This is a genomic window from Arenibacterium sp. CAU 1754 (assembly GCF_054482635.1).
In genome coordinates this window covers 169,247-192,922 of sequence record NZ_JBTLRG010000004.1, presented here as the reverse complement: position 1 = coordinate 192,922, position 23,676 = coordinate 169,247, and the positions used below count along the sequence as shown (strand labels likewise).

19 protein-coding genes, 2 tRNA genes and 2 rRNA genes are annotated in these 23,676 nt (G+C 58.3%); 18 read left to right on the top strand and 5 right to left on the bottom strand.

The window, feature by feature from the left end; genetic code table 11:
* The first annotated feature begins 7 nt into the window (after window positions 1–7).
* The 3 genes from ccoO to ccoP are packed head-to-tail and all read left to right on the top strand — an operon-like array spanning window position 8 to window position 1,793.
* Window positions 8–733 (top strand): cytochrome-c oxidase, cbb3-type subunit II, encoded by a 726-nt coding sequence (gene ccoO / locus ACXYMO_RS15550; protein ID WP_458879645.1) that lies wholly within the window; start codon window positions 8–10, stop codon window positions 731–733.
* Between the two features lie 11 nt (window positions 734–744).
* Window positions 745–930 carry a cbb3-type cytochrome c oxidase subunit 3 gene (locus ACXYMO_RS15545; protein WP_458879644.1) on the top strand — a complete coding sequence of 62 codons (186 nt, stop codon included), beginning with the start codon at window positions 745–747 and terminating at the stop codon, window positions 928–930.
* The gene (gene ccoP, locus ACXYMO_RS15540) at window positions 927–1,793 is read left to right on the top strand and encodes a cytochrome-c oxidase, cbb3-type subunit III (protein WP_458879643.1); all 867 of its coding nucleotides are present in this window, start codon (window positions 927–929) and stop codon (window positions 1,791–1,793) included. Before ACXYMO_RS15545 ends, ccoP begins: the two co-directional genes overlap by 4 nt.
* Before the next feature lie 142 nt (window positions 1,794–1,935).
* Here ccoP and ACXYMO_RS15535 read toward each other — a convergent pair whose 3' ends face one another.
* The gene (locus ACXYMO_RS15535; protein WP_458879642.1) at window positions 1,936–2,079 is read right to left on the bottom strand and encodes a hypothetical protein; all 144 of its coding nucleotides are present in this window, start codon (window positions 2,077–2,079) and stop codon (window positions 1,936–1,938) included.
* A gap of 97 nt (window positions 2,080–2,176) precedes the next feature.
* Between ACXYMO_RS15535 and ACXYMO_RS15530 the strand changes: the two genes are divergently transcribed.
* A complete protein-coding gene (locus ACXYMO_RS15530; protein ID WP_458879641.1) occupies window positions 2,177–3,052 on the top strand; it encodes a LysR family transcriptional regulator in 876 nt (291 codons plus the stop codon).
* Window positions 3,053–3,058: 6 nt separating this feature from the next.
* Here the strand turns inward: ACXYMO_RS15530 and ACXYMO_RS15525 are convergent, their stop codons facing one another.
* On the bottom strand, window positions 3,059–5,143 hold the full coding sequence (locus tag ACXYMO_RS15525) for a hypothetical protein (RefSeq protein ID WP_458879640.1): 2,085 nt from the start codon (window positions 5,141–5,143) through the stop codon (window positions 3,059–3,061).
* A gap of 260 nt (window positions 5,144–5,403) precedes the next feature.
* Between ACXYMO_RS15525 and ccoG the strand changes: the two genes are divergently transcribed.
* The 4 genes from ccoG to ccoS are packed head-to-tail and all read left to right on the top strand — an operon-like array spanning window position 5,404 to window position 9,645.
* Window positions 5,404–6,834: a cytochrome c oxidase accessory protein CcoG gene (ccoG, locus tag ACXYMO_RS15520; protein WP_458879639.1), complete on the top strand. Its 1,431-nt coding sequence runs from the start codon at window positions 5,404–5,406 to the stop codon at window positions 6,832–6,834.
* A gap of 3 nt (window positions 6,835–6,837) precedes the next feature.
* A complete protein-coding gene (locus ACXYMO_RS15515; protein ID WP_458879638.1) occupies window positions 6,838–7,296 on the top strand; it encodes a FixH family protein in 459 nt (152 codons plus the stop codon).
* A gap of 4 nt (window positions 7,297–7,300) precedes the next feature.
* Window positions 7,301–9,490, top strand: a complete 2,190-nt coding sequence (locus ACXYMO_RS15510) for a heavy metal translocating P-type ATPase (protein WP_458879637.1) — start codon at window positions 7,301–7,303, stop codon at window positions 9,488–9,490.
* A complete protein-coding gene (ccoS, locus tag ACXYMO_RS15505; RefSeq protein WP_458879636.1) occupies window positions 9,487–9,645 on the top strand; it encodes a cbb3-type cytochrome oxidase assembly protein CcoS in 159 nt (52 codons plus the stop codon). The genes ACXYMO_RS15510 and ccoS overlap by 4 nt, the downstream gene beginning before the upstream one ends.
* Window positions 9,646–9,706: 61 nt before the next feature.
* Here ccoS and ACXYMO_RS15500 read toward each other — a convergent pair whose 3' ends face one another.
* Both ACXYMO_RS15500 and ACXYMO_RS15495 read right to left on the bottom strand, forming a co-directional pair.
* A complete protein-coding gene (locus ACXYMO_RS15500) occupies window positions 9,707–11,152 on the bottom strand; it encodes a D-alanyl-D-alanine carboxypeptidase family protein (protein WP_458879840.1) in 1,446 nt (481 codons plus the stop codon).
* A gap of 246 nt (window positions 11,153–11,398) precedes the next feature.
* Entirely contained in the window at window positions 11,399–12,100 is a 702-nt protein-coding gene (locus ACXYMO_RS15495; RefSeq protein WP_458879635.1) for an HAD family hydrolase, read from the bottom strand.
* 95 nt (window positions 12,101–12,195) lie between these two features.
* Here ACXYMO_RS15495 and clpS point away from each other — a divergent pair, with 95 nt between their 5' ends.
* The 4 genes from clpS to hemF all read left to right on the top strand — a co-directional run bounded on the left by clpS (window position 12,196) and on the right by hemF (window position 15,353).
* Window positions 12,196–12,537, top strand: coding sequence for an ATP-dependent Clp protease adapter ClpS (gene clpS / locus ACXYMO_RS15490; protein ID WP_458879634.1), 342 nt, complete (start codon window positions 12,196–12,198; stop codon window positions 12,535–12,537).
* A 7-nt stretch (window positions 12,538–12,544) separates the two neighbouring features.
* Window positions 12,545–13,540 (top strand): class I SAM-dependent methyltransferase, encoded by a 996-nt coding sequence (locus tag ACXYMO_RS15485; protein ID WP_458879633.1) that lies wholly within the window; start codon window positions 12,545–12,547, stop codon window positions 13,538–13,540.
* A 44-nt stretch (window positions 13,541–13,584) separates the two neighbouring features.
* Window positions 13,585–14,391 carry an SDR family NAD(P)-dependent oxidoreductase gene (locus tag ACXYMO_RS15480; RefSeq protein WP_458879632.1) on the top strand — a complete coding sequence of 269 codons (807 nt, stop codon included), beginning with the start codon at window positions 13,585–13,587 and terminating at the stop codon, window positions 14,389–14,391.
* Between the two features lie 68 nt (window positions 14,392–14,459).
* Window positions 14,460–15,353, top strand: a complete 894-nt coding sequence (gene hemF / locus ACXYMO_RS15475; protein ID WP_458879631.1) for an oxygen-dependent coproporphyrinogen oxidase — start codon at window positions 14,460–14,462, stop codon at window positions 15,351–15,353.
* Between the two features lie 45 nt (window positions 15,354–15,398).
* On the opposite strand, the gene ACXYMO_RS15470 is transcribed toward hemF, so the two are convergent.
* The gene (locus ACXYMO_RS15470) at window positions 15,399–15,842 is read right to left on the bottom strand and encodes a DUF302 domain-containing protein (RefSeq protein ID WP_458879630.1); all 444 of its coding nucleotides are present in this window, start codon (window positions 15,840–15,842) and stop codon (window positions 15,399–15,401) included.
* A gap of 280 nt (window positions 15,843–16,122) precedes the next feature.
* On the opposite strand from ACXYMO_RS15470, the gene msrP reads away from it, so the two are divergent.
* The 6 genes from msrP (at window position 16,123) to ACXYMO_RS15440 (ending at window position 23,632) form a co-directional block, all read left to right on the top strand.
* Window positions 16,123–17,028 (top strand): protein-methionine-sulfoxide reductase catalytic subunit MsrP, encoded by a 906-nt coding sequence (gene msrP, locus ACXYMO_RS15465; RefSeq protein WP_458879629.1) that lies wholly within the window; start codon window positions 16,123–16,125, stop codon window positions 17,026–17,028.
* A gap of 83 nt (window positions 17,029–17,111) precedes the next feature.
* Window positions 17,112–17,723: a protein-methionine-sulfoxide reductase heme-binding subunit MsrQ gene (gene msrQ, locus ACXYMO_RS15460; protein ID WP_458879628.1), complete on the top strand. Its 612-nt coding sequence runs from the start codon at window positions 17,112–17,114 to the stop codon at window positions 17,721–17,723.
* Between the two features lie 921 nt (window positions 17,724–18,644).
* Window positions 18,645–20,106: ribosomal RNA gene (locus ACXYMO_RS15455) — 16S ribosomal RNA — on the top strand.
* Window positions 20,107–20,246: 140 nt separating this feature from the next.
* A tRNA-Ile gene (locus ACXYMO_RS15450) sits at window positions 20,247–20,323 on the top strand.
* A gap of 23 nt (window positions 20,324–20,346) precedes the next feature.
* Window positions 20,347–20,422: transfer RNA gene (locus ACXYMO_RS15445), tRNA-Ala, on the top strand.
* A gap of 380 nt (window positions 20,423–20,802) precedes the next feature.
* Window positions 20,803–23,632 (top strand): 23S ribosomal RNA (locus tag ACXYMO_RS15440).
* Together the 16S and 23S rRNA genes with 2 tRNA genes alongside form the textbook arrangement of a ribosomal RNA operon.
* The last annotated feature ends 44 nt before the right edge of the window (window positions 23,633–23,676 follow it).

The following is a 23,676-nucleotide window of genomic DNA, read 5'->3' as shown; positions in this document are numbered from 1 at the left end:
CCAGACAATGGCAATTCTCGACAAACACAAGATACTTGAGACCAACGCGACCCTGCTGCTGATCTTCAGCTTTCTGGTCGTGACCATCGGCGGGCTCGTGCAGATCGTACCGTTGTTCTACCTCGAGAACACAATCGAAAAGGTCGAGGGGATGCGTCCCTACTCTCCCCTCGAACTGACCGGTCGTGAAATCTATATCCGAGAAGGGTGCTATGTCTGTCACAGCCAGATGATCCGCCCGATGCGGGACGAGGTCGAACGCTATGGCCACTACAGCCTGGCCGCCGAGTCGATGTATGACCACCCGTTCCAGTGGGGGTCAAAACGGACCGGGCCGGATTTGGCCCGGGTTGGCGGACGGTATTCGGATGAATGGCACGTGGACCACCTGCGCGACCCGCAGTCGGTCGTGCCGGAATCGGTCATGCCGAAATACGGCTTCCTCGAGCGCAAGATGATCGACGGCAAGTACATTCAGGACCTGATGGAAACCCATCAGTTCGTGGGTGTCCCGTATGACGAGGCGATGATCGAAAACGCGGCGGCGGATTTTGCCGCACAAGCCGATCCGGACGCCGATTACGATGCGATGCTGGAACGCTATCCGGGGGCACAGGTGCGCAACTTTGACGGCGCGCCCGGTGTGTCCGAGGCGGATGCGCTGATCGCTTATTTGCAGATGTTGGGCACGCTGGTCGATTTCTCGACCTTCACGCCTGACGCAAGCCGCTGAGGGAGGGAAACATGGAAATCTATTCCTTCCTGCGCGAATTTGCAGACAGCTGGATGCTTCTTGCCCTGTTCGTGTTCTTTGTTGGCGTCATTGCCTGGGTGTTCCGCCCGGGCGCCAGTAAGACCTATGATGACACGGCAAACATCCCGTTCCGTCACGAAGACAAACCCGCCAATCCCGAGGAGGCGCGGCAATGAGTAAAGTACCCCCAAAACAGAAGGGTGATCCGGAAACCACCGGTCACAGCTGGGACGGCATCGAAGAATTCAACAACCCATTGCCGCGCTGGTGGCTGTGGACCTTTTATGCCTGTATCGTCTGGGCCATCGGGTACACCATTGCCTACCCGGCCTGGCCGATGATCAACAGCGCAACGGCAGGTGTTCTGGGATATTCAACCCGCGCCGAGGTGGCCGAGGAGATCGCCAAGGCCGAGGCGGCGAACGCGGCCATCAACGAACGCCTCGCGTCGGCCGAACTGGACGCGATTTCCGGCGATGCCGACTTGAACGATTATGCGGTATCTTCCGGCAGCGCCGTTTTCCGCACATGGTGCGCACAGTGCCACGGGTCGGGCGCGGGCGGGGCCAAGGGCTATCCCAACCTGCTGGACGACGACTGGCTGTGGGGCGGTGATATCGAAGCAATTCATACCACCATTCTGCACGGCATCCGCAACGAAGAGGATGACGATGCGCGGTATTCCGAAATGCCCGCCTTCGGTGAAATCCTTGAAGCTGAGGAAATCACCCAGGTCGTCAACTATGTGCAGACCCTGTCGGGTGGCACCGCGAATGATCCGGCCCTGGTCGAGGCTGGTGCGGTCGTGTTCGAGGACAACTGTGCGGCCTGCCACATGGAAGACGGCATAGGCGATCGTGAACAGGGTGCTCCGAACCTTAGCGATGCGATCTGGCTCTACGGTGGGGACTACGACACGCTGATGCAGACTGTTACCAACAGTCGCTATGGTGTGATGCCGCCTTGGTCCGAGCGTCTGACGCCGGCGCAGGTGCGCGCCGTTGCGGTCTATGTTCACCAGTTGGGAGGCGGCGAATAACCGTCTGACCGGACACTTCCGGACCGGAGTCCCGGACCGGAAGCGCGGTGTCGGCTTTTCGATCTGTTCGCGCGTTTCCTGAAAAGCCGACACCTGTTTACCACCAAACGCCCCGGAAATCATCCGGGGCGTTTTTTATTGTTCAAAGGTGGTTTGGGTCGATCCAGCGGCTGGGCGCATTCCAGCGGCGCTTGCGGCGCGCTGTTGTTTTGGGCGGTACGTCGTGGACGCGCACCTGGCCGGTCCGGGTTGCGGTCATGAAACTGCTTGCAAGAATGTTCAGCATCTTGGGCTCCTGTGGTTGGGTAACTGCAAGCATGGTTGCCCGAATGGCCGAATAATGCGAGAAAACGAATTATGATACATGTTAGATCAGCTAACATATGATGTGGCGGGACATGCCTCCGCTGGCCGCGCTGCGCGCCTTTTCTGCCTTTGTCGAGGCGGGAAACGTGGTGCAGGCGGGTGAAGCGTTGAATGTGAGCCATGCTGCCATAAGTCAGCAATTACGCGCCCTTGAGGAGCATATGGGTGTGACCCTGTTGGACCGGTCCGGGCGGGCGCTGAGGCTGACGGACGCAGGCGCGCAACTGGCACAGGCACTACAGGTTGGGTTCGGGGCAATTTCATCGGTTGTGAACGAATTGACCGGGGCCGATGCAGCAAGGGCGGTTCACATTTCGTCGACGCCCAGTTTCGCCGCGAACTGGCTGATGCCGCGTCTGTCGGACTTCCGAGCGGCGCATCCGGCAGTGAACCTGATGCTTGATCCGTCGCCGATTCTCGTCGATCTGAAACCGGGCGGCTTTGATATTGCGCTCAGATACGGGTCCGGGGATTGGACGGGACTCGATGCGGAAATGCTTGTGCAATCGCCCCTGGTCGTCATCGCCGCACCGGCCCTGTTGAAAGGGCGCAAGACGACGCAATTGGCTGACCTGTCAGAATTGCCGTGGCTTGAGGAGTTGGGCACGACCGAAGGATCAAATTGGCTGCGCAGCAAAGGGTTTGAGCAGGGTATCATCGGCCCGACGGTTCAGGTGCCCGGCAATCTGGTGCTGGACGGGGTGCGCAACGGGCAAGGGGTCGCCGTGACCGTGCGCACCTTCGTCGAGGCGGATATCGAGGTCGGGCGGGTCGTGGCCCTGCACGAAGAGCCGGGCGACAAAGGCTATCATATTGTCACCCGGCCCGGTGTCTTGCGGCCGGCGGCGCGCACCTTTCAGGCGTGGTTGCGCCGCGCGGCAAAAGCGGCCTGAGCGGCCTCAGAAGACCGACAACAACGGGTCGAGGCCCGCGATGTCGGTGTACCCTTCGAGTGTCAGGGTATTGCCGCCGCCAAAATCAAAAACCGTATCGCTGCCCACCACGGCGGCAAAGTCCAGGATTTCGGCCTTGGTCAGCGTAACGTTGCCCCACAGGGAATCGTCGAGCCGCAGCCGGTCGTTGTCAAAGTCGGCGATCACGTCAGCGCCAGATTTGAACTCAAAGGTATCAATGCCTTTGCCGCCGATCATGTAGTCATCGCCGCCGCCGCCGTTGATCGTATCGCGGCCATTGCCGCCCCGCAGATCGTCATTGCCGCCGCGCCCGTTCAGCACGTCATTGCCGCGCCCGCCCTGAATGCGGTTGCCGCCGCCATTGCCAGAAAGGGTATCGGCATAGTCGCTGCCAACCAGATTTTCGACCTGTGAATAGGTGTCGCCTGCCGCATAGCCCGTGTTGTTCGCCGAATTGACAAAGTCCGCAACCACACCCGAGGCCGCCGACGCGTATGAGGCCGTATCCTTACCCTTGCCGCCCAACAGGGTATCGGCGCCCTGATCACCCGACAAAAGATCGTTCCCGCCGCCGCCTTTCAGGATGTCATCGCCAATTCCGCCTTCAAGTTCATCGGCCAGAGCCCCACCGTTCAGGGTATCGTCACCCGACAGTCCTAAGAGAAGGTCCGAGCCTTTGCCGCCCTGAATGATATTGGCTTTGGCCGATCCCGTGAGGGTGTCGTCGTAGTTGCTACCCGTAATGTTTTCGATCGCGGTAAAGGTATCGCCCGCCGCCTCGCCAGTGTTCAAAAGAGCATCGGTGAGGTCGACTGTTACGGCCGCTTTGGCCTTGGCATAACTGGCCGTGTCGATGCCGCTGCCGCCGTTCAGGGTATCGGCCCCCAGACCGCCAAGCAGGACATCATCGCCGGCTTCGCCCCTGAGAACGTCATCGCCACCGCGTCCGTGCAGGGTGTCATTGCCGGCGTTGGCCCAGATCGCGTTGTTCGCGTTGTTGCCGCGCAGATCATCACGATTTGTGCTGCCTTCCAAGTCTTCGATCGAGAAATAGGTGTCGCCTGCGGCCTCGCCCTTGTTGTTGGCCGAGGCCCCGAGGTCGGCAGTGACCCCTGCCGCCGCATCGGCATAAACGGCGCGGTCCGTGCCCAGCCCGCCTTTCAGGATGTCGGCCCCGCCGCGTCCATTCAAGTGATCCTTGCCATCGCCCCCGTCGAGCGTGTTATCCGCATCGTCACCGCGCAGATCGTCGTCGAAATCTCCGCCAAGGAGGATTTCGACGTCGGTGAAAGTGTCGCCAAAGGCCTCGCCGCTGTTGGAGGCACCGTTCTCAAAATCCACGATCAGACCCGAAAACGCATCCGAGTAATCCATCGTGTCGATGCCAGTGCCGCCGTTCATGTGGTCCGAACCAAAGCCGTTGCGGAAAATGTCGTTGCCCGACCCACCGTTCAATGTGTCGTTGCCCGATCCGCCGTCAATGTCGTCATTTCCGGCGCCGCCATTCAGGGTCTCATCAAGGAAGCTGCCAATGATCGTGTCGTTTTCCGTCACTGTCCCGTTCAGGCTGGACAGGGAAATGTTTGTGTAAGGGCCGTAGGACCCGGTGAGAGGACCGACAGACGTGAAACTGTTCAGGAATGCAGAAAATTGCGCTTGGGTGGTCATGACCGGAAACGGATCGCCATTCATCGAAAAGAAATATTCGACGTCGACAACGCCAAGGCCGGGAACCGAAACGTTGCTGAAATACATATCCAGCAAGGCCGCACTGTTCGCGCCAGCGTAGGTCCAGTCGAGATCAACAAATAGGTTATAGTCCGAATTATATCCGTTTTGCTTGGAGTCGTCGCCGCCGACCCAGAAATTGTACCCGAAAAAATTGATCTGGGCGTTTTCTATACCCAAAGCCGTCTGTCCGGGAAGGACCGACTCGTATTGAAAACTGAATGTCGTGAGGTTGTCAGGCGCGACAAAATCGAGAGTTATGCCGGACCCATCGATATCCAGAAAGGCGCCTGTGAAACTGTCGTAATAAACTGCGTACCCGCTCACTGAATAAGTTGTCATATATCTTGATCCTCAAAAACTCGATTTCCGTTGCGAGACAGTATTTCGCGAAACTGAAACATGCAAATAACGATATTATTCCGGTATCCGTCCGGAGCGATGGAAATCGCCACCTCCCAAAGCACGGGGGGCAACGCGTCAAGCCCCTGCAATTGGTGAAAACGTGACTATAGGATGCCCTTTTTGACCCATGTCAAAGTTGTCTGGTTCGCGTTCTGAGAGAAGGGGCACATCAAACACTCCGAATCCCGAGAGATCCCTTGAGCGATACAAACCCAGCCCCCAGCCTTTATGCCGCGCGTGAGCCGATTTTTCCCAAGCGGGTTTCCGGCAAATTCCGCAACCTGAAATGGTTCATCCTGGCTGTAACGCTGGGCATTTATTATATCACCCCGTGGATCCGGTGGGACAGGGGGCCAAGCCTTCCGGATCAGGCGGTTCTGCTGGATCTGGCGAACCGGCGGTTCTATTTCTTCTGGATCGAAATCTGGCCGCACGAGTTCTATTTCGTGGCCGGGTTGCTGATCATGGCCGGGTTGGGGCTGTTCCTGTTTACCTCGGCCCTTGGTCGGGTCTGGTGTGGCTATGCCTGTCCGCAAACGGTTTGGACCGACCTTTTCATTCTTGTGGAGCGTTGGATCGAAGGCGATCGCAACGCGCGTTTGCGCCTGCACAGGCAGAAAAAAATGGATTTCCGTAAGGCCCGGTTGCGATTGACCAAATGGGTTGTCTGGTTGCTGATCGGCCTCGCCACCGGCGGGGCTTGGGTGTTTTATTTCTCGGATGCGCCGACGCTGCTGCGTGATCTGGTGACGGGCAACGCCCATCCGGTGGCCTATACGACCATGGCCATCCTGACCCTGACGACCTTCTTGTTTGGCGGGTTCGCGCGCGAACAGATTTGCATTTATGCCTGCCCCTGGCCGCGCATCCAAGCCGCGATGATGGACGAGGATACGTTGGTTGTCGGGTATCGCGAATGGCGCGGGGAACCGCGGAAACATTCCGAGGAGGTCAAGGCAGGCGCGCCGCAGGGCGATTGCATCGACTGCATGGCCTGCGTCAACGTTTGTCCCGTGGGCATAGACATTCGCGATGGTCAGCAGTTGGAGTGTATCACCTGCGCCCTGTGCATCGACGCCTGTGACGAGATCATGGAAAAGACGGGCAAGCCGCGCGGCTTGATCGATTACATGGCCCTGTCGGACGAGCCGCGGGAACGTGCAGGCGAAGAGCCGCGCAATATCTGGCTGCACATTTTGCGCCCGCGGACCATTATGTACACGGTTCTGTGGTCGCTCGTGGGGATCGGGCTGGTATTTGCTCTGTTCATCCGCTCGGATATTGAATTGACCGTCGCGCCGATCCGCAACCCGACCTATGTGACCCTGTCTGACGGATCGATCCGAAACACCTATGACGTTCGGCTGCGCAACAAGAACGGTGAACCGCGCCAGTTCAAAATGGCGGTCGAGGGCGACCCGACCCTGCGCATCCAACTGGAAGGCACGCCCTATGAATCGGTGCAGGTTCCGGCAGACACGGCGATGCTCCAGCGGGTTTATGTTGTCTCGCCCGGCAGTTCTGCCCCATCCTTGGCCGAAAGCACGCCGGTCCGATTCTGGGTCGAGGACCTGAGTAACGGTGACCGGGCCCATAAGGACACCACTTTCAACGGCAAGGGAAACTGACCCATGGCACAACGCGAATTCACCGGCAAACATGCCGCCGCCCTGTTTATTGGTGCGTTTGGCGTCATCATCGCTGTCAATATCGCCCTCGCTTACAGTGCAGTGAAAACTTTTCCTGGGCTTGAGGCCAAGAACTCATTCGTTGCCAGCCAGCAGTTCGATGTGCGCCGCAAGGCACAGGAGGCGCTGGGCTGGACTGTGCGGGCCGACGCGCAGGACGGCCAGGTGCGGTTGGAGATCACCGATGCACAGGGTGCCCCGGTCGAGGTTGCCAAGCTGAAGGCGACGCTGGGCCGCGCAACCCATGTGAAGGAAGACGTCGAACCCGACTTCGTCTTTGACGGATCGGCCTATGTCGCACCTGTCGACCTGGGCGCGGGCAACTGGAATATCCGCATGGTCGCGCGCGCGTCGAATGGCACCGAATTTACGCAGCGTGTCATCCTGCACGTGCGGGGGTAATGCGATGACGGCCCTGGCACGTCCCCCTTCGGCGGCAGCCTGTCCGGGGTGCCTGGCCGTCCCGGCCAAGCCGGTCGAGGTTCCGCTCAAGGATGCGCGGATTGCGCTGTCGCTGCCCACGATCCACTGTCAGGCTTGTATTTCTGCGGTTGAGCGGGGGTTGTCGGATTATCCGGGTGTGAACAGCGCGCGGGTGAACCTGACCCTGAAGCGCGCAATGATCGAGGCCGACCCGGACGTGTCGGCGCCTGAACTTGTCACGCTGCTTGGGCAGCTTGGATACGAGGCGCATGAACTGGACGCCGGCGCGCTGTCGGCGACGCAGACCGATACTGCGGGGCGGGCCTTGTTGATCCGGCTGGCGGTAGCCGGGTTTGCCTCGATGAACGTGATGCTTCTTTCGGTTTCCGTGTGGTCGGGTGCGTCGGATGCGACGCGCGACATGTTCCACTGGATTTCCGCCGCGATCACCCTGCCGGCAATTGCCTATGCGGCGCAGCCGTTTTTCCGCAATGCGTGGTCGGCCCTGTCGGTCGGACGGCTGAACATGGATGTGCCGATCGTTCTGGCCATCGTTCTGGCGCTGGTCACGTCGCTGTGGGAAACTTCGTTGTCGGGCGCGCATGCCTATTTCGATGCGGCGCTGACGTTGACCTTTTTCCTTCTGGCGGGGCGTTATCTTGATTATCGCACCCGCGCCGTTGCCCGATCCGCCGCCGAGGAGCTGAGCGCGCTCGAGGTTCCGCGCGCCATCCGCATTGTCGATGGGATTGAAGTCGAAGTGCCGGTCGGCGAACTGGCGGTCGGTGATCTGGTGTTGGTGCGCCCCGGCGGGCGCATGCCGGTGGATGGCGAAATTGTTACGGGACAGTCTGAACTTGACCGGTCCTTGTTGACTGGCGAGACCGTGCCGGTCTTTGCCGCGCCGGGCCTTGTGGTCAGCGCGGGCGAGGTGAATCTGACCGGGCCGCTGACGGTGCGTGCCACTGCCGTGGGCCAGGACAGTTCCCTGCATCGCATGGCCGATCTGGTGGCCATCGCTGAATCGGGGCGGTCGCGCTACACATCGCTCGCGGATGCGGCGGCGAAACTTTATGCGCCGGGGGTGCATATCCTGTCGGCGCTCAGCTTTTTGGGTTGGTACCTGTGGTCGGGCGATGTGCGCGTGGCGCTGAATATCGCGGCCGCCGTTCTGATCATCACCTGCCCCTGTGCGCTGGGCCTTGCCGTGCCTGCGGTGACAACGGCGGCGTCGGGGCGGTTGTTCCGCAAGGGGATGCTGATCAAACATGCCACCGCGCTGGAGCGATTGGCGCAGGTGGACACGGTGGTTTTTGACAAGACCGGAACGCTGACCGCTGGGACCCCGGTTTTGACCAATCTCGCTGACCATGCTGCGGCCGATGTTGCCGTTGCCGCAGCGCTGGCCAACGCGTCGTCGCACCCATTGGCGCAGGCCGTGAGCAGCGCCGCCGAGGAGGCCGGGATCACGCCGGCCGAGGTGGACGACATTTCCGAAGTTCCGGGCTATGGCACGGAAGGTTTCAGGAGCGGACGGCGTGTGCGTCTTGGCCGGGCCAGTTGGGTCGGCGCGCCCGAGGCGGAAAACACCACGGCCTGGTTGTCGATCGAGGGGGACATGCCGCGCGCCTTCCGGTTCGAGGACGCCCTGCGCCCCGGCGCGTCCGAGGCCGTTCGCGCCCTGCGCGACGCGGGCAAGCAGGTGATCATGATCTCGGGCGATACAACCGGGGCGGTGTCAGCCTTGGCCAGACGTCTGGACATTGCCGATTGGGTCGCGGGCGCCCTGCCCACGGACAAGGCGGCCCGCGTGCAAGAGCTTGCCGCACAGGGGCACAAGGTACTGATGGTCGGCGATGGTTTGAACGATACCGCCGCGCTGGCCGCGGCACATGTGTCGATATCCCCGGCGTCGGCTCTGGATGCGGCACGCGTGGCATCGGACATCGTTCTTCTGGGCCAGGATCTGGAACCGATCGCCGATGCCTGTGACACGGCGGGCCGTGCGACCCGGCGCATCCGCGAAAATTTCCGCATTGCGACGCTTTATAACATCGTTGCCGTGCCGCTGGCCGTGGCCGGACTGGCCACGCCGCTGATTGCCGCATTGGCGATGTCGGCCTCTTCCATTACCGTGTCGCTGAATGCGCTGCGGCTGAGGGGGGCGAAATGAGTGTTCTGACCTATTTGATCCCGATATCGCTGACGTTGGGGGCCGTGGGGCTGCTGGCCTTTATCTACACGGTCAAATCTGACCAGTATGACGATCCCGAGGGCGACAGCCGCCGCATCCTGTCGGATGAATGGGACGATCACCCCAAACCCTGAAAATGAAAACGCCACCCGTTTGAAAGGGTGGCGTTTTGCGTTTGGGTGTTTGGTGCGGTGATCAGGACGGGCCGATCATAAAGCACGAGACATTGCGCGCCTGCAGACGGCGGCAGGCCAGGTCGGCGGTTTCGCGGGTCATGCCGAGAAAGTTCGCATCAAACCCGCGTGACGATTGCACGACTTTGCGCAGGGTGCCGTCCAGCGTGGACATCTCCGACAGGGCCGTGCGTAACAAGACCTTTTCGGCCTGATAGCGGCTGGTGTAGCGGCCCACGTTGATGCCCCAGTGACGTCCCCCCGATGTCGAGAGCCGGGTGACGATTTCCTGTTCGGGCTCGATTGTCGGAGCCGTCGAGGCCAGGATCAAGTCCTTGGGGCGTGCCGCAGGGCGGGGGACGGCCACAGGGGCCTTGTCTGATGCGGTTTTGGTGGTGGCGACCGGCGCTGGCGTGGGGGCTTTGACCTCGGCCACGGCCGCGTTGATTTGCGCCTGCAACAGACTGCCGGCCTCGTTCGCGGTTTCCACCACGGCCTCCGCGACGAGAACCGGTGCTACATCACGCGCCTTTGGCCGAAGGCTTTTCTGCACGGCGCCGACAAGGCGGATGGTCTTGCCCGCCGGACCTCTTTTGCCGCCGCCGCCAGTGCCCTGAATGACCTTGCCCTGTGCGACGTATTCGGGTCGGCTGGGTTTGCGGACCGGGGCACGCGACGGCGCGCGCCGAAACCCTAGGTCAAGCAATTCGGCCACCTTGGCGTTGCGCGCGCTGGAAGATTTCCCGCCGAAAACGGTTGCGATTACCCGCTCGTTGCCTCGTTCGGCCGACGCAACGAGATTGAACCCAGCGGCGCGGGTATAGCCGGTCTTGATCCCGTCCGCACCGCGGTAGGCTGCCAGCAGGCGACGGTTCGTGTTGGCGACGGATTTTCCGCCTGCGACGGTCGTGCGACGCGAGAACAGATTGTAGTATTGCGGGAAATCATAAAGCAGATGACGGCCCAGCAGGGTCATATCGCGGGCGGTAGACAGGTGCCCGGACTCGGTCAGGCCATGGGCGTTCTTGAATGTCGTGCGAGTCATGCCCAGCGCCTTGGCGGTGCGCGTCATGCGACGGGCAAAGGCGGCTTCGCTGCCACTGATCGCCTCACCGATCGCTGTTGCGGCATCGTTGGCCGATTTCACGGCTGCGGCCCGGATCAGGTGGCGGAACTGAATGCGCTGGCCCGCCTGAAGGCCGAGTTTGGAGGGCGGTTCGGAGGCGGCGTGTTTGGAAATGCGCACCTGCGTGTCGAGACTGATTTCCTTGTTCCGCACCGCCTCGAAGGCGATGTAGAGCGTCATCATCTTGGTCAGCGATGCCGGGTGAAGCCGGGAATCCGCGTTGCGTGAATGCAGCACCTCGCCTGTGCGCGCGTCGATCACATGCGCCGCATAGGGTGCGGCGACGACGCTTAGTGGCAGAACCACTAAAAACCAGAATGCGGTGAATAAATACACGCCCACACGGGACGGGCTGCTAAGCCGTACCTGCACGATAATTGCCTCTGTCTGCCTCACGCCGCCGGTTATCCGACTGGCTTTTGATTTTATGGAATAAAGACTAACACAGGAAAAACTTAAAATAAACCCGGTGCTTGCACGGCGTTCTTGATTTGTGGCGCCTCGGATTCACAACATCTAGCGGATCAGGATCGGCTATCCGCTAGACCGGCGATTTTGGCCAAATTGGCGACTTTTCTAACTGCGCCGTCAGTCAATTTTCTGGATCAGATCGGATAACCCTCCCAGATCATCCAGGGCATGATAGCGGTCTGATGCGATGGGTGGTTCGGCATGTTCCAGATCCCACATCAGATCGTGCGGGACGAAGACGCCCCAGCCCCCGGCGGATACGACCGGAACCACATCCGATTTCATCGAGTTGCCCACCATCATTGCCCGTTCCACGCCGTCGCCAAGACGCGTGAAGATTTCGACATAGCGATCGGGTGTTTTGTCCGAAACGATTTCGACGCCATCAAACATATCGCCCAGCCCCGATTGCGCCAGCTTGCGTTCCTGATCAAGCAGATCGCCCTTGGTAATCAGAACCACGCGATGGGTTTCGGCGACGGCCGCAACCGCCGCCTGCGCGTGCGGCAGCAATTCGATCGGATGGGCGAGCATATCGCGCCCCGCCTCAAGCAGTTCCTTGATCACGCTGGCCGGAACCCGGTGCTCGGTCACCTCGATCGCGGTTTCGATCATGGACAGAACAAAGCCCTTAATCCCGAACCCATACTGACCGATGTTGCGCTTTTCCGCGGCCAGAAGCCGGTTGCCAAGATGATCCGGTTCCGCATAATCGGCCAGCAGATCGGCAAAGCGTTGCTGGGTCAGTTTAAAGAACATTTCATTGTGCCAGAGCGTGTCATCGGCATCAAATCCGACGGTCGTAAGATGTTTGGGCATATATCACCTGTGCTCTTGGTCTTTTCGAATCTGGCAATAGGGTTATATAAGCAAAAACGCTCACTCGAAATTTCGAAACCGGACAAACCTGCGTCATGCTGCTCATGCCTTTGATCATGTCGAACAACTCGGATGACGAGAATGACACCTCGATCCTTGTGGAAACGCGGACAAAGACCAAGCGCCCGCCGTTGTACAAGGTTCTGTTGTTGAACGACGACTATACGCCGATGGAATTTGTCGTGCTGGTGCTGGAGCGGTTTTTCGGGCTGACCCACGCCCAGTCGTTCGAGATCATGTTGACGGTGCACAAGAAAGGTGTCGCGGTCGTAGGCGTTTTCAGTCACGAGATTGCAGAAACCAAGGTCGGGCAGGTCATGGATTTCGCCCGCCGCCATCAGCACCCTTTGCAGTGCACGATGGAAAAGGAAGACTGAGCATTTCATGTCCCAGCGTTTGAGCCTTGCCTGTTCTCAGGGCGGTCTTGTTTTGCCTGATGACGGGCCGATTGGCGTCTTCCACCCGCGTGGCGACATCGATCTGTCGCCGTTGCCGCGCGACCGTTGTGTGATCATTCAACCGGTCTTTCCCGATTTCAAAGCGTTCGAGGCGGGTGGATACACCTGTGTCGCGGAACCGGGCGCGCATGCGGGCCGGTTTGCCGCATCGGTCGTTTTCATTCCACGCGCCAAGGCCCAGGCCCGCGCACTGGTGGCCGAGGCGATGGCGCTGACCGACGGGCCGGTGATCGTGGATGGTGCAAAGACTGACGGCATCGACAGCCTGTGGAAAGAGGCGCGCAAGCTGGGTGAGGCGCACGGCCCCATTTCCAAGGCTCATGGCAAATTGTTCTGGCTCGATGGCGATGCAGAAACGGTCTCGGCCTGGCGCGCGCCCGCCACGCAAGAGGTTGATGGGTTCGTCACCGCGCCGGGGGTCTTTTCCGCCGACGGGATTGACCCGGCCTCGCGCCAACTGGCGGCGGCCCTGCCTGCGAAACTGGGGCGGCATGTCGTCGATCTGGGTGCGGGATGGGGATATCTGGCGGCGCATGTTCTGGCCGATCCGCAGATCGAACAGGTCGATCTGGTCGAGGCCAACAAAATCGCGCTGAACTGTGCCCGTCAGAACGTGACCGACCCGCGCGCCACGTTTCACTGGGCCGATGCGCTGGACTGGCGGCCCGAAGGCCGGGTCGACAGCGTGATCATGAATCCGCCGTTCCATACCGGGCGCTCCAGCGATCCGGAATTGGGCCGGGCCTTCATCCGGGCCGCCGCGCGCATTCTGGCGCCGTCGGGACATCTTTGGATGGTGGCGAACCGGCATCTTGGGTATGAGTCCACTCTGAACGACTGTTTCGCGCAGGTGGAAGAGGTGGCCGGCGACAATCGTTTCAAAATCCTGCATGCGGCGCGGCCCTCTCGCCCGCGGCGCTGAACACCGCTAGACTGAACCCGCTCGGCACAGCCAAGGAGACCAGCATGTCCTTTTCCATTGCGGGAAAAACCGCCATCGTCACGGGCGCGGCCAACGGTATCGGGCTGGCGATCGGTCGCCAATTTGCCGAAAAAGGCGCCAACGTGATGTTCGTCGATTCCGACGAAAAGGCGCTGATCGAGGAACTGGGCGAACAACCCGAAGAAGGCAACATCCGGTATTTTGCCGGCGATCTGCGCGAAAAGTTGACCATTGCGAACCTTTTGTCGGCCACGATCGATGCCTTTGATCAGATCGACATTCTGGTCAACGGTGCGCGTCAGGTTGAACTGAGCGATGCGTTGAACCCCGATGATAATACTGTTGAGACGTTGCTGGCGCAGAACGTCATGACATCCCTGCGGCTGAGCCAGCTGGTCGCCAAGCGGATGATCAAGCAAGCGGAAGGTCAGACCGAGGGGAGCGCGGGGGCTATCGTGAATCTCAGCTCGATTTCCGCGCGCCGCACCCATCCTGAATTGATGGCCTATTCGGTGGCATCGGCCGCGCTGGATCAGATGACCCGGTCACTGGCGGTTGCGCTGGCACCGCATCGCATTCGGGTCAATGCCGTGGCCATCGGATCGGTGATGAGTGCGTCGTTGAAATCCTTTCTCAAGGACAACCGCGAATACCGTCAGAAGATCGAGGAATTTACACCGCTGGGCCGGATCGCGGCCCCCAGCGAACTGGCCGAAGCGGCACAGTTTCTTGTGTCGGATGCTGCCGGATTTATGACCGGGCAAATCCTGACCTTTGACGGAGGCCGGAGCCTGATCGACCCGGCCCCGGCCCCGACGCCACCGTCCTGATCGGACTCCGGCGTGGGACTGTCCATAAATATCCAGATTCCAGCTCTTCAAGAAACAGGCCGACAGAAATGACAGTACCTTATGAGACAGAAAAAGCCAGTGCATCGGCGTGGTTCCGTACCCTGCGCGATCAGATCGTCGAGGCGTTCGAGGGGCTGGAAACCAGCCACGACAAGGGCCCGATGGCCGATGCCGAACCGGGCACGTTCGAAGTGAGCGAGACCAGGCGCGCCTCGGACGACGGATCGGACGCAGGCGGCGGGTTGATGAGCATGATGCGCGGCGGCCGGGTGTTCGAAAAGGTCGGGGTCAATGTGTCCACCGTTTACGGCACGCTGGGTGAGCGGGCGCAATCGGCCATGGCCGCGCGCAAGGGCATTCCGGGAATGAAGGACGATCCGCGGTTCTGGGCCTCGGGCATTTCGCTGGTGGCGCATATGCAGAACCCGCATTGCCCCGCGGTGCACATGAACACGCGGATGTTCTGGACCCCGCATGCCTGGTGGTTCGGGGGCGGGTCCGACCTGAACCCGTGCATCGAATATGATGAGGACACCGCGCATTTCCACGCAACGCAGAAAGAGCATCTCGACCCGCATGGGGCGGCGCATTATCCGCGGCTCAAGGAATGGGCCGATGAATATTTCTATATTCCGCACCGCCATCGGGCACGTGGGGTAGGGGGCATTTTCATGGATGACTATTGCACCGGTGACTGGGCTGCGGATTTTGCCCTGACGCAGGACATCGGCCGCGCGTTTCTGCCCGCCTTTGTTCCGCTGGTCGAAAAACGCCGGGTGCAGGATTGGGACGATGCCGACAAGGACACCCAGCTGATCCACCGGGGCCTCTATGCCGAATATAACCTTGTCTATGACCGGGGAACGAAATTCGGGCTGGAAACCGGGCATGACGCCAACGCGGTTTTGATGAGCCTGCCGCCACTGGCGAAATGGGTGTGATGCAAAACGGGTCTGCCGCCAAGGCAGCAGACCCGCACCGGTAAATTAGTCCAGACCGATGGCGGCCCGGGCGATTTCGTCCAGCAGCGACTGAACCTCTTGCATCGCGCCGTCCGGGTAGGTCCGGAACCCGACAATGGTCTCACCGGGATTGTCGGCCATCTGGGCCACAAAGATGTCATAGGGGCAGAACACGATATTCATCGGATTGGCCTCCATCACCTTGCGCGAGACGGTGGCCGAGCAAAAGCTGTAGACATCGGCATTTTCATACAGAATGACGTCTGATCCCACATCGCCGCGGGTGCGTTCCAGCATCGTGCCGACATGGCTGACGGCATCCACGACCAGCCCGCGATCCAGAATCGCGCTCTCCACACCAAATGCGATGTCGTCAAAGCTCTGGTCGGTTTTGTAGGTCACCATATCCTGAGCGGCGGCAGCGCACCCGAAAAGAGCCAGCGCCGTGGTCAGAAAAATCCGTTTCATTTGTTTTCTCCCAAATTAGGCAGCCGACCAAAGCCGGGTCTGCGATCACGGTGAGTGTGGTGCCTTTGCGCGGTGGCGGCCTTGCGCCATGTCAAACACACCCGTTTTCGGGCGCGAGAATTGCATCAGTTCATCCGCCTGATCGAGCCTAGCCGGTTTCCGTCGGGGGAGATGCGATTTCAGGCCAACGTTACAATGCAGTCGCTGAAACGTGAGGCGAATTAGTTTGGCTGGCGGTGCGCGACGGATTACCTCGTAATAAGATAAACCGGAGACACCCATGGCCAACCGCTGGAAACCAGACCTCACCTCTGCAGATGTCACGCCCTTTGGCACCTTTCTGAACCGCCGCCAGATACTGGCCGGGGCAGCGGGGGCCGGGCTTGCTTCGATTGCCGGGCCGCTGATGGCCAGCGAGGGGGAACTGGAGCCCAACAGCTGGGAAGATATCACCAGCTACAACAACTATTATGAATTTGGCACCGGCAAGGATGATCCGGCGCGGTATGCCTCCAGCCTGACCACCAGCCCGTGGAGCGTGACGATTGACGGTCTGGTCGAAAAGCCCGGCGAATACAGCTTGGACCAGATCATGTCCGAGATGACGATCGAAGAGCGCATCTATCGGTTCCGATGTGTCGAGGCGTGGTCGATGGTGGTGCCTTGGAACGGGTTCGAAATGGCCGATCTTCTCGCGCTCGCCGGGGTCCGGGACGAGGCGCGGTATGTCGCGTTCGAAACGGCGCTGCGCCCGGATGAAATGCCGGGCACGCGGTACCCTGTTCTGGACTGGCCCTATGTCGAGGGGTTGCGCCTGGACGAGGCGATGAACCCGCTGACCCTGATGGCCGCCGGAATTTACGGCAAGCCGCTGCCAAATCAGAACGGTGCGCCATTTCGGTTGGTGGTTCCGTGGAAATACGGGTTCAAATCGATCAAGTCGATTGTCCGCATCACCCTGACGGACAAGCAGCCGGCGACCAGCTGGAACAAGGCCAACGCCGGCGAATACGGGTTCTATAGTAATGTGAACCCGAATGTGGACCATCCGCGCTGGTCGCAGGCGAGCGAGCGGCGCATTGGCGGTGGGCTGTTTGCCAAACGCGAACCGACGCTGATGTTCAACGGGTATGAGAAAGAGGTCGCCGCCCTTTATGACGGTATGGATCTGGCCAAGTGGTTCTAGGGCCGGTTGGCGGATTTACTGTCTTATATAATAGAGAGCGGTTTTTGCGGTTTTCGACATGTATATAGTAACGCGTGAAAACCATGTCTGACCTGATCAACCGTATCGCCCGCAAAACCCCTCCCTGGCCGCTCTATATACTGGGGGCAGGATATGCCGGCTGGCTGTTCTATCTTGCGCTGGTCGGGCGCATGGGGGCTGAGCCGATCAAGGCGCTGGAACATGCGTACGGGGAGACCGGTCTGAAGCTGCTGATTCTGGGGCTGACCATCACGCCGCTGCGCCGTTTCTTTGGATTGAACCTGATCAAGTTTCGCAGGGCGGTGGGGCTGGTGACGTTTCTCTTCATCTCGGCCCATCTGTGCGTCTGGCTGTTTCTGGATGTCCAGGCGCTGGATCGGATTTGGGCCGACATCCTCAAACGCCCCTATATTACCATTGGGATGATCGGGTTTGTTCTGATGATCCCGCTGGCGATCACATCGAACAACTGGTCGATCCGCCATCTGGGCCCTAAATGGCGCAGCCTTCACAAGCTGGTCTATCCGGCCGCATTTCTGGGCGGGCTGCACTTTGTCATGTTGGCGAAGGGACTGCAGATCGAACCGCTGATCTATCTGGCTGTCATCTGCGGGCTGCTTGCCTTGCGGGTGCCACGGTTTTCCGGCGCATCGCGCCGCGCCAGCGCAAACTGAACCGGCGATTCCAGACGAACGTCGCTGCTACTGATGTGCGGGCCGAGCGATTCACCCGTTTTGGGGGCTGGAACACCGCCTGCGAGGCGCGCAGCACCCCGAATGAATCGCTGATTCCGGACCTGGAGCTGATTTGACTGCGAGTCATGCCGCTTTTTCGGGCAGGATTCTTGAAACGGGAACCGATTTTCACCCGATTCACCCCTTGGAGCCCGAAATATACGATTCATTTCCAGTGAATCGCCCCGCGAGTCGCGAGTCGAAGGGGTGATTCATGACAGAGTCGCGGGCAAAAACCCGTCTTCTTGGGGATAACACGGTGGATAACCCCATATTTGGTGTTAGCGGCCCAAATGAGTCGCGAGCGTCCGAGGGCCAAAACCCCAAAAACAGAATGGAATGCGATTTTTCACTGATATTAAGGTATTGAATAACAATGATAATTTATAAAAATTCAAAAAAAACGACGTTTCTTGAAAAAAGGGGTTGCGGGTATGTGCCACTAACCGTAGAACCCCCCTCACCGGCGGCGCAGAGATGCACCAACGGGGCGCCAGACGGGCGGGACACACCGGAAACGGAACGGACCGAAACGAGACGCAAGACTAAAAAAACCAGAGGTAATACAGGCGGGGCGCGCCAAGAAGTTAGGGCGCATCCTGTAGATTTTGTCTCTACGCTCTTTGAAATTGATAATATCTGAAGAGATATGTGGGCGGTTTGGTTCATTCGATGGATCAACGTCTGTATATCAACGCTGGTAGGGTTTCGGCCCGATGACCAGTGTCAGCTTCACTGTTTGGACGGTTTCTTGTTTTCTTATGAAAACCTGAAGCACAACAAACAGAGACTGCCCCGATCTTGCCGATCGGGGCGATGTGCAGAGGTTCGAACGTCAAGGATAAGCAAGCAATTGCTTTTCAACTTGAGAGTTTGATCCTGGCTCAGAACGAACGCTGGCGGCAGGCCTAACACATGCAAGTCGAGCGCACCTTCGGGTGAGCGGCGGACGGGTTAGTAACGCGTGGGAACGTACCCTTCTCTAAGGAATAGCCACTGGAAACGGTGAGTAATACCTTATACGCCCTTCGGGGGAAAGATTTATCGGAGAAGGATCGGCCCGCGTTAGATTAGATAGTTGGTGGGGTAATGGCCTACCAAGTCTACGATCTATAGCTGGTTTTAGAGGATGATCAGCAACACTGGGACTGAGACACGGCCCAGACTCCTACGGGAGGCAGCAGTGGGGAATCTTGGACAATGGGCGCAAGCCTGATCCAGCCATGCCGCGTGAGTGATGAAGGCCTTAGGGTCGTAAAGCTCTTTCGCCAGGGATGATAATGACAGTACCTGGTAAAGAAACCCCGGCTAACTCCGTGCCAGCAGCCGCGGTAATACGGAGGGGGTTAGCGTTGTTCGGAATTACTGGGCGTAAAGCGCACGTAGGCGGATCAGAAAGTTGGGGGTGAAATCCCAGGGCTCAACCCTGGAACTGCCTCCAAAACTCCTGGTCTTGAGTTCGAGAGAGGTGAGTGGAATTCCGAGTGTAGAGGTGAAATTCGTAGATATTCGGAGGAACACCAGTGGCGAAGGCGGCTCACTGGCTCGATACTGACGCTGAGGTGCGAAAGTGTGGGGAGCAAACAGGATTAGATACCCTGGTAGTCCACACCGTAAACGATGAATGCCAGTCGTCGGGTAGCATGCTATTCGGTGACACACCTAACGGATTAAGCATTCCGCCTGGGGAGTACGGTCGCAAGATTAAAACTCAAAGGAATTGACGGGGGCCCGCACAAGCGGTGGAGCATGTGGTTTAATTCGAAGCAACGCGCAGAACCTTACCAACCCTTGACATCCTGTGCTACATCCAGAGATGGATGGTTCCCTTCGGGGACGCAGTGACAGGTGCTGCATGGCTGTCGTCAGCTCGTGTCGTGAGATGTTCGGTTAAGTCCGGCAACGAGCGCAACCCACATCCTTAGTTGCCAGCAGTTCGGCTGGGCACTCTAGGGAAACTGCCCGTGATAAGCGGGAGGAAGGTGTGGATGACGTCAAGTCCTCATGGCCCTTACGGGTTGGGCTACACACGTGCTACAATGGCAGTGACAATGGGTTAATCCCAAAAAACTGTCTCAGTTCGGATTGGGGTCTGCAACTCGACCCCATGAAGTCGGAATCGCTAGTAATCGCGTAACAGCATGACGCGGTGAATACGTTCCCGGGCCTTGTACACACCGCCCGTCACACCATGGGAGTTGGGTTCACCCGAAGGCCGTGCGCCAACCTTTCGAGGGGGCAGCGGACCACGGTGAGCTCAGCGACTGGGGTGAAGTCGTAACAAGGTAGCCGTAGGGGAACCTGCGGCTGGATCACCTCCTTTCTAAGGATGTTTCTAGTAAGTTGGACTTGTCCAGCCTCGTGAAACACTTAGCAGAAGATCAGCAAACAAAGCTGATCAAACATCGGACCAGGCCGTCCTCATATCTCTTCAGTAGAAATCACAGACCTACCGGTCTGTCTGGGTCGGTAGCTCAGGTGGTTAGAGCGCACGCCTGATAAGCGTGAGGTCGGAGGTTCAAGTCCTCCTCGACCCACCACCAAATTGGCGTGATTGCCTTATGGGGCCTTAGCTCAGCTGGGAGAGCGCCTGATTTGCATTCAGGAGGTCAGGAGTTCGATCCTCCTAGGCTCCACCATTTCACGATTTGATCATCAAGCACTTCAATCAAGTGTTTGATCATCCAATCGGATGACTTTTACATCGTATAGAGAGATACAATATCAACACTGTTTGATCGCCCTAAGTAAGGGGATGATCTCAGTTTGGTGCCGATCCCTTCGGGGTGACGCGAGCGTATGACATGGTTGTTTCCTCGACCATCCATGCGTCTGCCGGATTGAAACGAACAGAGTTGTCCAAGTCAAGTACACTAACCCGCGTGACGTAAGTCACGCATTGTCCTTCCTAAACGACATCAGGAAGGGCGGGAAAGTATGCTTTTGGTTCAGAATAAGGGAACGGTTTCTTACCAGCTTCCGTTCTGTGATGGGTGCAAGCCTGTCTTTTTCTGGATCAAATCAAGCGCGAGAAGGGCGTTTGGTGAATGCCTTGGCAGTAAGAGGCGATGAAAGACGTGATACTCTGCGATAAGCCATGGGGAGCTGAGAATAAGCTTTGATCCATGGATTTCTGAATGGGGCAACCCACCTGATACTTTGTTATTGTTGGCCTTCGGGCCACTCAATAATGAGGTAAACCAGGTATTTATAACCTGAATACATAGGGTTATAAAGGCAAACCCGGGGAACTGAAACATCTAAGTACCCGGAGGAAAGGAAATCAATTGATACTCCCCTAGTAGCGGCGAGCGAACGGGGACCAGCCGAGCCTTGAATGTGATTAGAATGGTCTGGAATGGCCAACCATAGTGGGTGACAGTCCCGTATAAGAAGCACGATAGGACGTATTAAGTAGGGCGGAACACGTGAAATTCTGTCTGAAGATCGGAGGACCACCTTCGAAGGCTAAGTACTCCTTACTGACCGATAGTGAACCAGTACCGTGAGGGAAAGGTGAAAAGCACCCCGACGAGGGGAGTGAAACAGTACCTGAAACCGAACGCCTACAATCAGTTGGAGGGCCCTTGCGGCCTGACAGCGTACCTTTTGTATAATGGGTCATCGACTTGGTCTATCTAGCAAGCTTAAGCCGTTAGGTGTAGGCGCAGCGAAAGCGAGTCTTAATAGGGCGAATGAGTTAGGTGGATCAGACCCGAAACCGAGTGATCTAGGCATGGCCAGGTTGAAGGTAAGGTAACACTTACTGGAGGACCGAACCCACATCTGTTGAAAAAGATCGGGATGAGCTGTGCCTAGGGGTGAAAGGCCAATCAAACTCGGAGATAGCTGGTTCTCTGCGAAATCTATTTAGGTAGAGCGTCATCCGAATACCCCGGGGGGTAGAGCACTGGATGGGTAATGGGGCCCCACAGGCTTACTGATCCTAACCAAACTCCGAATACCCGGGAGTACTAGATGGCAGACACACTGCGGATGCTAACGTCCGTAGTGGAGAGGGAAACAACCCTGACCTACAGCTAAGGCCCCCAATTCATGGCTAAGTGGGAAAGCAGGTGGGACGACCAAAACAACCAGGAGGTTGGCTTAGAAGCAGCCATCCTTTAAAGATAGCGTAACAGCTCACTGGTCTAATTAAGTTATCCTGCGGCGAAGATGTAACGGGGCTCAAGCCATGAGCCGAAGCTTAGGATGCCGTAAGGCATGGTAGCAGAGCGTAGTGTGACATAATCTCATTCCTCCTTAGCGGGTTCGCCCGCATTGGAGGAGAGAGGTTTTCAGTGAAGCCGGCGCGTGAGCGATCCGGTGGAGAGATCACTAGTGAGAATGATGACATGAGTAGCGACAAAGAGTGTGAGAGACACTCTCGCCGAAAGTCCAAGGGTTCCTGCTTAAAGCTAATCTGAGCAGGGTAAGCCGACCCCTAAGGCGAGGCCGAAAGGCGTAGTCGATGGGAACCAGGTTAATATTCCTGGGCCAGAAGGATGTGACGGATTGCGAAGGTTGTTTGCCCTTAACGGATTGGGCAGGCCGCTTAGCAGTTCCTGGAAATAGCCCTTCATTAGATCGTACCCTAAACCGACACAGGTGGACTGGTAGAGAATACCAAGGCGCTTGAGAGAACTATGTTGAAGGAACTCGGCAAAATACCTCCGTAAGTTCGCGAGAAGGAGGCCCAGTTTCTACGCAAGTATTGGCTGGGGGCACAAACCAGGGGGTGGCGACTGTTTACTAAAAACACAGGGCTCTGCGAAGTCGCAAGACGACGTATAGGGTCTGACGCCTGCCCGGTGCCTGAAGGTTAAAAGGAGGGGTGAGAGCTCTGAATTGAAGCCCAGGTAAACGGCGGCCGTAACTATAACGGTCCTAAGGTAGCGAAATTCCTTGTCGGGTAAGTTCCGACCTGCACGAATGGCGTAACGACTTCCCCGCTGTCTCCAACATAGACTCAGCGAAATTGAATTACCTGTCAAGATGCAGGTTTCCCGCGGTTAGACGGAAAGACCCCGTGCACCTTTACTACAGCTTCGCACTGGCATCAGGATTGTGATGTGCAGGATAGGTGGTAGGCTTTGAAGCAGGAACGCTAGTTTCTGTGGAGCCTCCCTTGAGATACCACCCTTCGCACTCTTGATGTCTAACCGCGGTCCGTTATCCGGATCCGGGACCCTGCGTGGCGGGTAGTTTGACTGGGGCGGTCGCCTCCTAAAGCGTAACGGAGGCGCGCGAAGGTTGGCTCAGAGCGGTCGGAAATCGCTCGTTGAGTGCAATGGCAGAAGCCAGCCTGACTGCGAGACTGACAAGTCGAGCAGAGTCGAAAGACGGCCATAGTGATCCGGTGGTCCCAAGTGGGAGGGCCATCGCTCAACGGATAAAAGGTACGCCGGGGATAACAGGCTGATACTGCCCAAGAGTCCATATCGACGGCAGTGTTTGGCACCTCGATGTCGGCTCATCTCATCCTGGGGCTGGAGCAGGTCCCAAGGGTACGGCTGTTCGCCGTTTAAAGAGGTACGTGAGCTGGGTTTAGAACGTCGTGAGACAGTTCGGTCCCTATCTGCCGTGGGTGTAGGATACTTGAGAGGAGTTGCCCCTAGTACGAGAGGACCGGGGTGAACGATCCACTGGTGGACCTGTTGTTGCGCCAGCAGCAGTGCAGGGTAGCTATGATCGGACAGGATAACCGCTGAAGGCATCTAAGCGGGAAGCCCCCCTCAAAACAAGGTATCCCTGAGGGCCGTGGTAGACCACCACGTCGATAGGCCAGAGATGTAAGTGCAGCAATGCATTCAGTTGACTGGTACTAATTGCCCGATAGGCTTGATTTGATCCAGTAAAAGCCAGACTTTTACCAGATAAATCAAAAGCATAC